Annotated in this window: 10 protein-coding genes; 4 read left to right on the top strand and 6 right to left on the bottom strand. The window is 62.2% G+C overall.

The features are described 5' to 3' along the window. Positions 1 to 131 precede the first annotated feature (131 nt). Positions 132 to 572 (bottom strand): flavodoxin domain-containing protein, encoded by a 441-nt coding sequence (locus tag GFD18_RS08090; protein WP_163200483.1) that lies wholly within the window; start codon positions 570 to 572, stop codon positions 132 to 134. Then, the gene (locus GFD18_RS08085; protein ID WP_163200484.1) at positions 572 to 2,203 is read right to left on the bottom strand and encodes a nitrite/sulfite reductase; all 1,632 of its coding nucleotides are present in this window, start codon (positions 2,201 to 2,203) and stop codon (positions 572 to 574) included. The genes GFD18_RS08090 and GFD18_RS08085 overlap by 1 nt, the downstream gene beginning before the upstream one ends. 370 nt (positions 2,204 to 2,573) lie before the next feature. Between GFD18_RS08085 and GFD18_RS08080 the strand changes: the two genes are divergently transcribed. Continuing rightward, the gene (locus GFD18_RS08080; protein ID WP_163200485.1) at positions 2,574 to 3,605 is read left to right on the top strand and encodes an NAD(P)/FAD-dependent oxidoreductase; all 1,032 of its coding nucleotides are present in this window, start codon (positions 2,574 to 2,576) and stop codon (positions 3,603 to 3,605) included. 423 nt (positions 3,606 to 4,028) lie between these two features. On the opposite strand, the gene GFD18_RS08075 is transcribed toward GFD18_RS08080, so the two are convergent. Continuing rightward, positions 4,029 to 5,375, bottom strand: a complete 1,347-nt coding sequence (locus GFD18_RS08075) for an aminotransferase class III-fold pyridoxal phosphate-dependent enzyme (protein WP_163200486.1) — start codon at positions 5,373 to 5,375, stop codon at positions 4,029 to 4,031. Positions 5,376 to 5,747: 372 nt separating this feature from the next. On the opposite strand from GFD18_RS08075, the gene GFD18_RS08070 reads away from it, so the two are divergent. The 3 genes from GFD18_RS08070 to GFD18_RS08060 all read left to right on the top strand — a co-directional run bounded on the left by GFD18_RS08070 (position 5,748) and on the right by GFD18_RS08060 (position 8,662). Continuing rightward, positions 5,748 to 6,641, top strand: coding sequence for an ABC transporter permease (locus tag GFD18_RS08070; RefSeq protein WP_163200487.1), 894 nt, complete (start codon positions 5,748 to 5,750; stop codon positions 6,639 to 6,641). A gap of 84 nt (positions 6,642 to 6,725) precedes the next feature. Then, a complete protein-coding gene (locus GFD18_RS08065; protein ID WP_163200488.1) occupies positions 6,726 to 7,826 on the top strand; it encodes a taurine ABC transporter substrate-binding protein in 1,101 nt (366 codons plus the stop codon). Further along, complete coding sequence (locus GFD18_RS08060) at positions 7,823 to 8,662, top strand: ABC transporter ATP-binding protein (RefSeq protein WP_204314010.1); 840 nt, start codon at positions 7,823 to 7,825, stop codon at positions 8,660 to 8,662. The genes GFD18_RS08065 and GFD18_RS08060 overlap by 4 nt, the downstream gene beginning before the upstream one ends. A gap of 162 nt (positions 8,663 to 8,824) precedes the next feature. On the opposite strand, the gene GFD18_RS08055 is transcribed toward GFD18_RS08060, so the two are convergent. The 3 genes from GFD18_RS08055 to hpsG form a co-directional block, all read right to left on the bottom strand. Next, positions 8,825 to 9,280, bottom strand: a complete 456-nt coding sequence (locus GFD18_RS08055; RefSeq protein WP_163200489.1) for an Hsp20/alpha crystallin family protein — start codon at positions 9,278 to 9,280, stop codon at positions 8,825 to 8,827. Positions 9,281 to 9,647: 367 nt separating this feature from the next. Beyond that, entirely contained in the window at positions 9,648 to 10,712 is a 1,065-nt protein-coding gene (locus GFD18_RS08050; protein ID WP_225432989.1) for a glycyl-radical enzyme activating protein, read from the bottom strand. Positions 10,713 to 10,830: 118 nt separating this feature from the next. Continuing rightward, the gene (gene hpsG, locus GFD18_RS08045) at positions 10,831 to 13,311 is read right to left on the bottom strand and encodes a (2S)-3-sulfopropanediol dehydratase (RefSeq protein ID WP_163200490.1); all 2,481 of its coding nucleotides are present in this window, start codon (positions 13,309 to 13,311) and stop codon (positions 10,831 to 10,833) included. Positions 13,312 to 13,373 lie beyond the last annotated feature (62 nt).

The following is a 13,373-nucleotide window of genomic DNA, read 5'->3' as shown; positions in this document are numbered from 1 at the left end:
GTTGGGATGTGTGATGCGCGACACACTCAAGGCCGTTCGGCCGCCGCTCGGTCGTCTGCTTGGCACAGCCTAGCAGACGATTCGCTAGCCTACGGTCGCGCATCACACATCCCAACGCTACGGTAGAGAAGTTATTCGGCGAGGGTCTTGGCGAGATCCTTGATCTTTTCGATGGCGTCATCGTCGGGGGCGAGCTCGATCTTCAGCGGCTCGGCCACCAGTTCGGCGCCGTCCTCCTTGAGGAGCTTCTCGAAGATGTCGACCGCAGCGCAGAAGTGCGGGTAGCTGGTGTCGCCCGTACCCAGCACGGCGACCTTCTTGCCGGACAGGTCGTAGCCGTCGAGATCGTCGTAGAAGTCCACGATGCCGCCAGGCACCTCGCCGTTGTCGCCGTCGCTCCAGCTGGCCACGACGTAGTTGTCGGCGTCGTCGAAGAACTCGTCGACCTCCACGCCGTCCTCGGCGTCGAACACCTCGACGTCCTGATCGAGGTCCTGCAGCGCCTCCTCAAGAAGCTCGACGGCCTCCTTGGTGTTGCCAGTCGCGCTGGTGAAGATGATCTTGGTGCTCATTATTTCAGTACCTCCGTTGCGGGTAGGGTTGCGGTGTAATTGTTCAAAACTTCCTGGAAATGATCGGTGCCGGTGCGCGAGTAGTACTCGTAGAACGTCTCGGACCCCTCGTGGTTGTCGCGGTAGTCGGCCAGCAGCGACGAAATCGAATCGGCCAGCTGGGCCTGGGAGAACGTGCCCTTCAGCTGCTCGTTGAAGTGGCCGCCGTTCACCAGGCTGCCGCCCACCGACAGCTTGAAGCCAGGCACGTGCTGACGGTCGGGAGTACGCGCGTGCACGCCCTCCACGCCGATGTCGGCGATGGAACGGTGCGCGCAGTTGTTGCCGCAGCCGGTCATCGTCACGTTCAGCGGGCTGTCGAACGAGAAGCGGTTGTCGAGCTCCTCGACCAGCGGCTTGAAGATGGACTTCGTAAGCGTGTTGGCCAGGTTGCAGTACTCGGCGCCCGTGCAGGTGTTGCCGTAGTCGGCGATCAGATGCGGATGCAGCGAGAACTTCTCGAAGATCGGCAGCGCCTCGACCTCCTTGATCTTGTCCGCGGGAATCCACGGGATGATCATGTTCTGGCAGTGGTCGAAGCGGATCTCGTCCTTGCCGTATTCGCGGGCCACATCCACCAGCGCCTTGAAATCGTCGGCCGAGATGCGGCCGGACGGCACGGAGACGCCGATGTAGTAGAAGTCCTTCTGCTTCTGACGATGGATGCCGAGCGCATTGCCGTTGTTCCAGCCCTTGGTGCGGTCGCGGCCCTTGGTCTGCAGATCGGGCATGTACTCGCGCACCTTGTCCTCGAACTTCTCCGCACCCCAGTCCTTGACCAGGAACTTCAGACGGGCCTTCGAGCGGCTGCGACGGTAGCCGTAGTCACGGTAGATGCGGCAGACCACCTCGGCGACGTCGGCCACACGGTCCGGCGTCACGAAGATGTTGAGCTGCTGGGCGAGATACGGCTTCATGCCGAGGCCGCCGCCCACCTTCACGTTGAAGCCCTTGACCGTATGACGGCCGATGCGCTTCGTGGCCGGCACGAACGCGAGGTCGTTGATCTCGGCGTCGGCCGCGTTGTACAGGTTGCTGCTGATGGAGATCTTGAACTTGCGAGGCAGGTTCGAATAGTCGTAGTTGCCCTGGAAGCGACGGTACACGTCGAGCACCGTCTGACGGGTGTCGAACAGTTCGTCGGGGTCGATGCCCGACAGCGTGTTGTCGATGACGTTACGCGTGATATCGCCCTCGGCGCCGACCGTCGTCAGACCGACGTTCTCGATGCCGGCGAAGATGTCGACCAGCTCGGCGAACGGAATCCAATGGTATTGCACGGCCTGACGGGTCGTCAGGTCGATGACGCCATGCGCGTAGTGCTCGCCGATCCACGCGATGTGATCGGCCTGCTTGATGTTGATGCGGCCGCCGGGAATCTTGATGCGCATCATGAAGTAGCCCTCGTCCTGCGGCTTCTGCACCGTCAGGCCGGCGTACTTGAAGTACATGAAGTAGCTCTTGTCGACCTCGGAGAACGGCTTCTTCACCAGCTCGGGGAGGTCCTTGAACACGTCAAGGCCGTCCTCCTTGAGCTTGCTGATCTCATTGGCGTTCAGTTTCTGATCCGCCCAGGTTGCGATGTAACTCATGACCCCGGCTCGTCCCCTTCCGTCGTGTCGTCGTCGGTGTTGATATCGGCTCCTTGATTCCGATATCGGCGACGGCTGGCCCTGTAATGTCTGTAACAAGACGGAAGCGTACAAATCGGCGAGGGTGGCTGTCAAAACGGACAATGGGGACTAAAAACGCCGAAAAACGTTGGAATTGCAACGCTTATGGGCTGTCCGTCATGTTACGCGGGCGTCGAATGCGGTGACGGTTCTATTTGTGAGTCGTTATCAATCGTTGCAATTGCAACGATTTGGGGGAATACGGCATCGTTTCGCCGACGGGGTTGAATCCGTATACTGACGCGTATCATCAACCGTTTTTCATGATTCATGGGGGGATATTCAGACTATGAGCACTACCGACAACGCGGCCACGGTCGCCGCGAACGCAGCCGAAGGTGATGACGGCATCGTCGACGTCGTGGTGATCGGCGGCGGCCCGATCGGCATGTTCACGGCGTTCTACTCGGCCATGCGCAATCTCAGCGTGCAGCTCATCGACAGCCTGCCGCAGCTGGGCGGCCAGGTGGCGGCGCTGTATCCGGAAAAGCCGATCCACGACATCGCCGGCTTCGTCTCCGGCACCGGCGCCGAACTCATCGCCAACCTGCAGAGGCAGATCGACTCGTTCGGCGACCGCATCGACGTGCATGTGAACGAGGAGGTGCAGGGGCTGGAACGTCTTGACGACGGCACGTTCGTGCTGACGACGAAGACCCGCTCCGTGCATACGCGCAGCGTGATCGTGGCCATCGGCAGCGGTGCGTTCGCGCCCCGGCCGCTCGCCATCGACTACGACCGCGACGGGCTCGACGGCAACAAGGTGTTCTACTTCGTCAAGCGGCTGGCCGACTTCAAGGGCAAGAACGTGGTCGTGGCCGGCGGCGGCGACGCGGCCATCGACTGGGCGCTCGAACTCGAGAAGATCGCGGCGCATGTGACGCTCATCCACCGTCGCGACAACTTCCGCGCGTTGGAGTCCAGCGTGGCGCAGCTCAAGGAATCCTCCGTGGAGATCCTGACGCCGTACAAGTTCGTGGATGTAGTGGATGAGGGCGAGGATGCGGGACTGCGCATCGACCTGGCGCAGGTGAAGGGCGACGACCAGCCCTCGCTGCACGTCGACGCATTGCTCGTGAACTACGGATTCACGTCGGACAACCATCTGCTGCGCGACTGGGGACTGCCGGTCAAGCGCGGCGACCTGCAGGTGAACGAGTTCCTCGAGACCGAGATCCCCGGCATCTACGGTGTGGGCGACGCGGTGAACTATCCGGGCAAGGTGAAGCTCATCTCCGCGGGCTTCGGCGAGGTGCCGCGTGCGGTGAACCATCTTTCCGAGGAGCTGTACCCCGACCGCAAGCAGCCGCTGCACAGCTGATTGCGTGGCATTGCGTGGCATTGCGTGGCAGGGAACGCGGGCAATGTGATGTATTGCGTTTCGTGACGTGGTTGTTCGGCACGGAATGTCGGAATATGTGTTTCCCCGGTTCCGTGGCAGATGTATTTGGCACGGAATGCGATATGAGGAGCGTTGGCCACTCCGTGACGGGATTTTTTGGCACGAAATGTCGAATTGGATGTTTCTTGCGTTCCGTGATGGAATAGACGCCCATACGAATAAGAGGACCGTTGGAATTCCAACGGTCCTCTTATCGTGTGTGAGTAGTGTTGCGGCAGGGAATGATGATTATGGCGGATTTCGCATTCCCTGCCGCGAAAACATGGCACGGAACGCAGGTCTAAAGGCTGCCCGCGTTCCGTGCCAGAGATGTCGTGCATTTGCTCCGCTCAGGATGGCGGATCACTCGCAGAACTCGCGGTCGGCCCAGGTGAGCACCTCGTCGAGGATGTCGAGCTGCTCGTTGAGCTCGTCCTCGGTGATGATGAGCGGCGGGCAGACGTTGAGGTTCGATTCGCGGCCGAACGTGTAGAAGCCGCGCTTCTTCAGCTCGGCGAAGATGGCCGGCATGCGGCCGTTCGCCGTATGGTACGGGGCCAGCAGCTCGCGGGTCTCCTTGTCCTTCACCAGCGTGAGCGCGGCGAACAGACCGATGCATCGGGCCTCTCCCACGCAGGCGTGACGCTCGGCGAACTCCTCGAGGCGCGGCTTGAGCACGCCTTCGAGCTGCCTGACATGGGCGCAGATGTCGTTGTCGAGATAGTACTGCGTGGCGGCAACGCCGGCGGCACACGCCAGCGGATGACCGGAATACGTCAGACCGCAGGGAAGCGGATGGCTTTCGAAGAACTTCGAGATCTCCTTGCTGGCGATCACGCCGCCGAGCGGCACCATCGCACCGGTCACACCCTTGGCGAACGTGACGAGATCGGGAACGAGGTCGAAGTTCTGCCAGGTGAACATCTTGCCGGAGCGGGCGAAACCGGCCATCACCTCGTCACAGATCAGCAGGATGCCGTTCTTATGGCACAGCTCGGCCACGCCCTCCATGTAGCCCTTCGGCGGGATGAGCACGCCGTTCGCGCCGACGATCGACTCCATGAGCACAGCGGCGATGGTTTCCGGACCCTCATAGGCGATCTGCTGTTCGAGCTGATGCAGGTACTGACGCGTGCAGCGCTCCTCATCCTCCGGCGTGCGGTCGAAACCGTCCTCATACACGCTCGGATTGAGGAAATGCACGAACGACGGCGCCGCGCCGCCGGTCTCATAGGCGAAACGACGCCAGTCGCCGCTGGCGAACGCCGAGCCCAGCGTGGAGCCGTGGTACGAACGATAGCAGGAGAGGATCTTCGGACGGCCCGTGTAGAAGCGGGCGATCTCGATGGCGTTCTCGTTGGAATCCGAACCGCCGAGCGTGAAGAAGACCCGCTGGAAATGCTCGGCGCCGGCGATTTCGACCAGCAGCTTCGCCAGCTTGCCTCGCGGCTCGACCGCGAAGCTCGGAGCGATATAGCACAGTTCGTCGGCCTGCTTCTTGATGGCGTCGACGACCACCTGGTTCTGATGGCCGAGGTTCGAACAGACCATCTGCGAGCTCATGTCGGCGTAGCGCTTGCCGTCGTAATCCCAGAAGTAGATGCCTTCCGCGCGCTTGACCGGCGTGGCCGGCGCCCCCTGCTTGGCCCACGGCTGGAGCACGTATTCCTCGTGGAGTCGGGCGACTTCCTCACCGCTCAGGTCACTCATATCAATATCCCCTTCGTATGAAATCAACGATTGAAAACACTACGGTCGCCGTAGGCTGATTGGCAGTATACGCGGGAACGGGGGATGGGAAAAAGACGGCGGGAGTCTGTGTTTGCTAGGAAAATCAAGGATTGGGAATACGTCATAGCGAAAGCCTATAAGCGTTTTTGCCATATCCGGTGATAGGGCCATACGGCGGGGATTAAGGTGGGGAGCAAGCTTTCCGGCTGGTTGGGAAGCTGGGGATTTCAAGACGTTATGAGGATTCCGGCCGATCGCCTTCTCATGACGAAACGCCACGGGAAGGCGGAAACGGAACGTCGGCGGAACAGACGGCGGTGCGCGATCGGAAACGCAGAAGGGGACGAACACATGACCGCAGTAAGCTTGCCCGCCGGCAAGGTGAAGGAGCGCATCCGCTCCATCGCGCCGACACCGGGGAATGGTGCCGTCATACGACGGAAGCTGCCGATCGGCAAGGTGCAGGGACTGATTTCGCTGCTGGTGTTCGTGGCCGCATGGTGGGCCGTGACGGCGGCGAAGCTCGTCAACCCGCTGTACCTGCCCAGTCCGGGCGCCGTATGGAACGCGTTCGTGCGCGCCAACACCTGCAATCCCATCGCTGCGGGGTCGACACGCATCGTCTGTGGCGTGCAGCAGTACTTCCTCTGGCAGCATCTGCTCATGAGCCTTGAACGCATCGGTGTGGGACTTGCGCTGTCCATCGTCGTCGGCGTGGTGCTGGGCTTCGTGCTGTCCGGCGTGCGCTGGCTGAACCGGCTCATCATGCCGTACATCAACTTCGTCCGCGCGCTGCCGCCGCTGGGCTACATCGGCCTGCTCATCGTCTGGTTCGGCATCGGCGACACCACGAAGATCTGGCTGCTGTTCCTCGCCGCGTTCCCGCCGATCGTGCTCGCCACCATCGACGGACTGAAAAGCGTGAACCGCGACCGCATCAACTCGGCGCTGTCGCTTGGCGCCAACCGCGCCCAGCTGGTGGCGTTGGTCATGTTCCCGAGCGCGCTGCCGTCGGTGCTCAACGGCATCCGTCTGGCGGTCGGCTTCGCATGGACGACCGTCGTGGCGGCCGAGCTCAACAACGGCATCCCCGGCATCGGCGCATTGGCCTATCTTTCCGGCACGGAGATGAACACGCCGCTGACCATCGCCTGCATCCTCGTGATCGGTGTGGCCGCGCTGGCGTTGGATGGCATCATCCAGCTCATCATCCGTGTGCTCACGCCGTGGGTCGGCAAGGAATAAGGGCCGTCGCCGGCCAAGGCTCCCTCATCAGAGGGAACCGATGTTGTGGAATGTAGGAAAAATTTGGGGATGACAGGGATCACCATGTCTATTGGATTGAGGGACGCGACGGCGCAGAGGGTGCGCAAGGCGTTGTCGCTGCTGGCCGTGGGGGCGGCCGTGCTGTCGATGGCGGCCTGCGGGCAGATGAAGACCGCCGATGAATTGGTGGGCAACACCAGTGATTCGGCCTCCGGTGCGTCGGCGGGATGCCCGACCGACGTGAACAACGACTTCACCGGCACCATCCGTGTAGGCTGGCAGTCGATTCCGAACGCCGACCTGGTGGTCAAGGACCAGAAGCTTCTTGAGAACTGCCTGCCCAAGGCCACGATCGAATGGAGCCAGTTCAATTCGGGCGCCGACGTCCTGCAGGCGTTCGGCGCGAAATCGCTGGACATCGCCCTGCTGGGCTCCAGTCCGTCGGTCAAGGCGGTGAGCAAGCCGCTCGACCTGCCGGTGCAGGTCATCTGGATCAACGACGTGATCGGCGGGGCCGAATCGTTGGTCACCCGCGATTCCGGGGTCTCGTCCATCAAGGATCTCAAAGGCAAGACCATCGCCGTGCCGTTCGGCTCGACGTCGCACTTCTCGCTGCTGTCGGCTCTGTCCGACGCTGGACTGAACGATTCCGACGTGAAGCTCGTCAACCTCGATCCGGACAAGATGCCCGCAGCCTGGCAGCGTGGTGAGATCGACGCCGCATGGGTATGGGATCCGGTGCTTGGCGAGCTTAAATCCAACGGCGGCAAGACCGTGACGTCAAGTGCCGAGACCGCGAAGACCGGTTCCCCGACCTATGATCTCGAGCTCGCGACCAGCGCGTTCATCAAGGCCAACCCCGGCGTGCTCAAGACCTGGACCGCAGTGGAGAACCACGCCGTCGGACAGGTGCGTGACGGTGACGCGGCCGCCATCGATTCCATCGCCGTACAGCTCAACGAAAAGCCGGACCAGGTCAGGCAGCAGGTCAAGGGCTATGAATACCAGACCGCAGCCGACCAGGAGAAGAGCTTCGAACAATTGCCCGACGTGTTCTCCAAGACCGCCAAGTTCCTCAAGGCGCAGGGCGGCGTGGACGCGGTGAACAGCAGCTACGATTCGGCGTTCTACGCCGATGCCATCAAGGAGGTCTCCGCCAAGTGAGCGACAGCGAAAGCAACGCATCGGCCGGTGTATCGGGCGGCGTGGCCACGAATGGCGCGCCGAACGATGTGGCCGTCGACATCCGGCATGTCATCAAACGCTTCCATACCGATCGCGGCGAGGACGTCACCGCACTGAACGACATCAACTTCGGCATCCGCCGGCATGACTTCATCACCGTCGTCGGACGGTCCGGCTGCGGCAAGACCACGCTGCTCAACATGCTCGCCGGATTCGAGAAGCCGACGGAAGGCGAGATCCTCATCGGCGGCGAGAAGATCGCGGGCCCCAGCCCCAAGCGCGGCGTGGTGTTCCAGAAGCCACAGCTGTATCCGTGGCTCAACGTGCAGCGCAACGTGGAGTTCGGCATGAAAGTGCAGGGCGTCGACGCGTCGACGCGGGCACGGACGGCCAAGGAGTATCTGCACATCGTCGGTCTCGCCGACGCGGCGGACCGCAAACCGTACGAGCTTTCCGGCGGCATGCAGCAGCGCGCGCAGATAGCGCGCGTGCTGGCCGCCGACCCCGACATCGTACTGATGGACGAGCCGTTCGGCGCCTTGGACGCGCTGACCCGCGAGAATCTGCAGGTGGAATTGCGGCGCATCTGGCAGGAGAAACGCAAGACCGTGTTCTTCATCACCCACAGCGTCGACGAGGCGATATTCCTCGGCACCCGCGTGATTGTGCTCAGCTCTCATCCCGGCACCGTGCTGATGGACATCCCCGTCGATATTCCGCGCGATCCGGAGCATCCCGAGGATATCGAGGCGGTGCGCGCGACGCGCGAATACCGTGATCTGGTCACGCGCGTGGATGCGGCGATACACCAATAAAAAGGGGCGCAATGAAAAAGGGTCGTGATGATTGTCGTCACAATCATCACGACCCTTTTTTGTGATTGGCTTGTTTCCTCGCCGGTCCGTCAAATCCAGTCCGCGTAGAGAACGTAGGGTGGAGACGGCGGCGAAACAACGCCGGTCATTTCAGCGATTCAATCAGCCTTCGATGGCGATCTGGTGCTTGGCCTCGACCTCGGGCTTGGCCTCGATCTTCGGGACCTCCAGGCACAGCGTGCCGTTCTTGTACGAGGCGTGGATGTCAGATTCCTTCACGTCCTCGCCAACGTAGAAGCTGCGAGAGCAGGTGCCGACGTAGCGCTCGCGACGCAGCCACTTGCCGGCGTCGTCCTTGTCGCCGTGGTCCTCGTCCTTATGGGCGGAGACGGTCAGATAGCCGTTGTTGAGCTCGACGTTGATGTCGTCCTTGTTGAAGCCCGGCATATCGATATCGACGTCATACGCCTTGTCGGTCTCGCGGACATCAGTGCTCATCATCGTGGTGGGAGTAGCGGCCGCGGCGTTGTTGCCAGCGGAGCGCCAACCCTCGAAGAACGGGTCGTCAAACAGATCCGAGAACATCGTGTCATTCATCAAAGCCGGAAACATAGCCATAATCAATACTCCTTGAACTCAAATCTTGGAGTAGGGCGGGTTGGCTTCCCAAGCTCCCTTGCGGGCGCTCGGTTTATCGTGGCCGTCCTCGGAACCCCTTCCGGAGCTCCTGCCTTGTCCTTTCACTTCACCCAACCGGTATTCCCGGATGGTGTTCCCGAGTTTTACTGTGAGTGAAAAAGTTGAGTGGTTGCGGCTCAAGTTTTGGGGTTGTGGGTGTTTGGGACTCCCCTCAGTCATGCTGCGCATGACAGCTCCCCTCTTGCAAGAGGGGAGCCATGGGGCGGGCAAGTGGCTCAAGTTTTGTGGGTTTGGTGGCGTATGGGCACAACCGGCGCAAGTCTGGGGATAAGTCGTGCGGCGAAAATCAGTCCTCGTCGACGTCGTCGGGGTCGTCGTCGTGGTAGAGGGCGTCGGCGGCAAGACCCGACGCGAGCACGTCGTCGCGGATGGCGTTGAACAGATCGTCGTCGAGCTTGACGGAACCCATGGGATAGTCGCGGCCCAGGGCATGGTACTTGCCCTCGCCGAAACGATGGTATTTCAACGGCTGATACGTGATGTTCGCCTCACGGCCGCCAAGGCCATGCAGAAAATCGATGATGGCTGCGACGCCCTCGCGCGAATCGTTGAAGCCGGGGATGATCGGCGTGCGGACGAGCTTCGGAATCTCGGGATGGTCGGCGCACAGACGGGAGAAATTATCGAGGATGCGCTTGTTGCCGAAGCCAGTCCATTCGCGATGTTTGGCGTCGTCCATCGACTTGATGTCGAACAGGACGTTGTCGAGATGCTCGGCGGCGCTCGCCAACGAAGCGTAGGGCGCGTAGCCACAGGTCTCGATGGCCGTGGTGATGCCTCGGTCGTGCGCGCCGGCGAGCAGGTTCGTCAGGAACGTGCGGTGGGCGAGCGGCTCGCCTCCCGACACCGTAATGCCGCCGCCGGAACGGTCGAAGAAGACCTCGTCGCGTTCCACCACGTCGAGCACCTCGTCGACGGTCATCGGCCTGCCTTCAAGCGTGAGGGCCTTCGATGGGCACGACTTGGCGAACGTGGTGAGCTCGGTGAGGTCGAGACGGTCGAGCTCGGGATGATTGAGCGTGATGGGGGATGTGCCCTCAGCGCCGGAGGAGACGGCGGCGGGGCAGGCGAGGGCACAGCGGTTGCAGCCCATCGATGCGATACATTTGTCGGCCACGTAGCTGACTTCGGGGCCGAACCGCTGCGACTCGGGGTTGCTGCACCACGGGCAGCGCAGCGGGCAGCCCTTGAGAAAGACGATGGTGCGGATGCCCGGACCGTCATGCAGCGAATAATGCTGGATGTTGAACACCAACGCCGAATCCTGCGGCATGAGCCGACGCCATTCGCCGGTGGGGCGTGACGACTGCTCGCGGTCCGCGAGGATTCGGTCGGTGAGGGATTGCTGCATGACGGGATTTCTGTGGGATGGTGGATGGTGGGTTGGATGGGGTCAACTCCCCTCAGTCGGCTTTGCCGACAGCTCCCCTCAATCTTGAGGGGAGCCAGAGGGAATTGGGCCGGGGAGGCTAGAAGGCTTCCTGTTCGTTGCGGGAGATGAGCTCGTCCTGCAGGTCCTTCGACAGTTCGGTGAAGAACGCGGAGTAGCCTGCGATGCGCACGATGAGGTTGCGGTACAGCTCAGGGTGCTTCTGGGCCTCGCGCAGCGTATCGTTGTTCATCACATTGAACTGGACGTGCCACAGCTTGAGGTCGCGCCAGGTCTCGATGAACTCCACGAGCTTCTCGGTGCCTTCCTTGCCGGCCACGCAGCCCGGCGACAGCTTGATGTTCAGCAGACGGCCGGCGTGCTCGTTGTGGTCGAAGTTCTTGGTCAGGTAGTTCGACAGCAGGATCGCGGTCGGGCCCTCGTGGTCGGCGCCCTGCGCGGCGGACGAGCCGTCGGACAGCGGCGTGAACGCCTGGCGTCCGTCCGGCGTGGCCGAAACGACCTTGCCGAAGGGCACGTGGCTGGTGAACGGCACAAGACGGATGTCCATGTGCACGCCGATCTGCTCGGAGTACTTGGCGGTGAACTCCTGCGCCGTACGGTCGAGGATCTTGCCGATCTCGTCCGCGTACGGGTCGTCGTTGCCGTAGGCCGGGGCGTTCTTCAGCAGCTGGCGAATCACCTCGTAGCCTTCGAAGTTGTGCTCGCACGCCTCCTTGAGCTCGTGCAGGCTGATCACGTGCTCCTCGAACACCAGCTTCTTGATGGCGGCCAGCGAATCGATCACGGTCGCGTAGCCCATGTACTCGAGGTAGCCGAGGTCGATGCCTCCGGGGATCTTCGGCTGGTGCAGGTCGATGCACGAATCGCGGCACAGCTTCTGCAGCATCGAGCCCAGCGGCGTGGCGAAGTGCTCGGCGCGCAGACGGATGATCTCGTGCTGCTGGATGAACGCGTGCTTGAGCAGGTTGTTCTGCTGCTTGAGGAACGCGGCGAACAGGTCGTCGAAGCTCTTGAAGTCCTCGAACTCGCCGGTCTGGAGGCCCAGCACCTCGTCGCCGTACTTGAGCATACGGCCGTTGTACATCACCATCTCCAGCGCTGCCGCGAAGTTGATGTACGCGTTCGGGCTGGTGTAGGTGTCGCGGTTCGGCATACGGCATTCGGCGCAGCCGGAGACCGAGTAGTCGAGCGCCTCGTCGAACTTCGCGCCCTTGCTCAGCAGCAGGGGCACCACGTCCTCGTCGTTGAGCAGCTTCGGGAAGCCCTCGCCGCTCTTGATGGTGCGGGCCACCTCACGCAGGTAGCGCTTCGGGGAACGCGTGTGGATGCGCGCGGCCAGGTCGGGGTAGTTCAGCGGGAACTCGCGCTTGGACTTGAGCAGGATGTACGTCAGCTCGTTCGTGGCGTCGTAGCCCTCCGGCGTCTGGCCTCCGATGGTCACGGCCTCCCAGTGCGCGTAGCCCTCGTTGAAGGCGCCGCCGGCGTCGGAAAGGTAGAGGTCGATGTACTGGGCCATGTCGACCCACATGCATTCGAACAGCTCCTGCGCCTCGTCGGCCGTGATGCGTCCGGCCTCCTTGTCGGCCTTGTAGAACGGGTAGAGGTACTGGTCCATGCGGCCGTTGGAGATGATGGTGCCGGTCTTCTGCTCGATGCGGCTGAACAGCTGCGTGAACCACTGGCTCTGCATGGCCTCGTAGAACGTGCGGGCCGGATGCTCCGGCACCCAGCGGCAGGTCTCGGCGATACGGCGCAGTTCGGCCGCGCGCTTCGGATCGCTTTCCTCGCCGGCCTGCTGCTCGGCCAGGTCGGCGTGACGGTTGGCCCACAGGATGATGGCGTCGGCGGTCAGGATCTCCGCCTCGAGGAACGGCCTCTTCTCGCAGTTGTCGATGGGCGAGAACTCGTCGAGCTCGGCCAGACGAGCCTCGGCCTCGGCCTTCAGGCCGCCGAAGCCCTTCTTCAGCACGATGTCGTAGTCGTGCACCCACTGCAGGCTGGAGCGGAACGATGCGGTCTCGTTCACCACGTAGCGGGAGGTCAGCGCCTCGTCCGGGTTGTACGTGAGCTTCATCGTCTCGGGGCCGAGCGCCTTGGCCAGGTCCTCGTGGAAGGTCTTGCCCTTCCAATACGGGGCGATGTCCTCGATGATGGTCTTCGCGTCCTCGGGATCGATGTCGAACGGCGAGCTTTCACGCGTCGGCAGCTTCTTGATGGCCAGGTCGAGCGTATCGCCGTCGAGTTCCGGGTACAGCAGGCCGTAACGGCCCTCGCCGCCGCCGCGGCCGACGATCAGCTGGTCCTTGTCCACGTAGACCGTGGCCTTCTCGGCGTAGTGGTACAGCGCCTTGGCCCAGCGCAGCACGAGCGGCTCGCCTTCGGTCTGCTTGAAGCTTTCGGTGAAGAGCAGGCCACGCTCCACGTCGACGTGCGGCTTCTCGGCGCGGACGCGGGCGAGGATATCGTTGGCGCGGGTGTGATGCTCGAGCTTGACCGGCTTGTTCTCGATCTGCTCCTTGATTCGCGCCTCCTGCGGCGAAAGTACGGTAGTGGTCATCGATTTGTCTCCCATCAGTTCAGTGCTGCCGCATCCGAACATCCCAGCGGACACGGCAATGA

Source organism: Bifidobacterium saimiriisciurei (assembly GCF_010667655.1).
Classification (GTDB): Bacteria; Actinomycetota; Actinomycetes; order Actinomycetales; family Bifidobacteriaceae; genus Galliscardovia; species Galliscardovia saimiriisciurei.
This window is presented reverse-complemented; position numbering and strand designations above follow the sequence as displayed.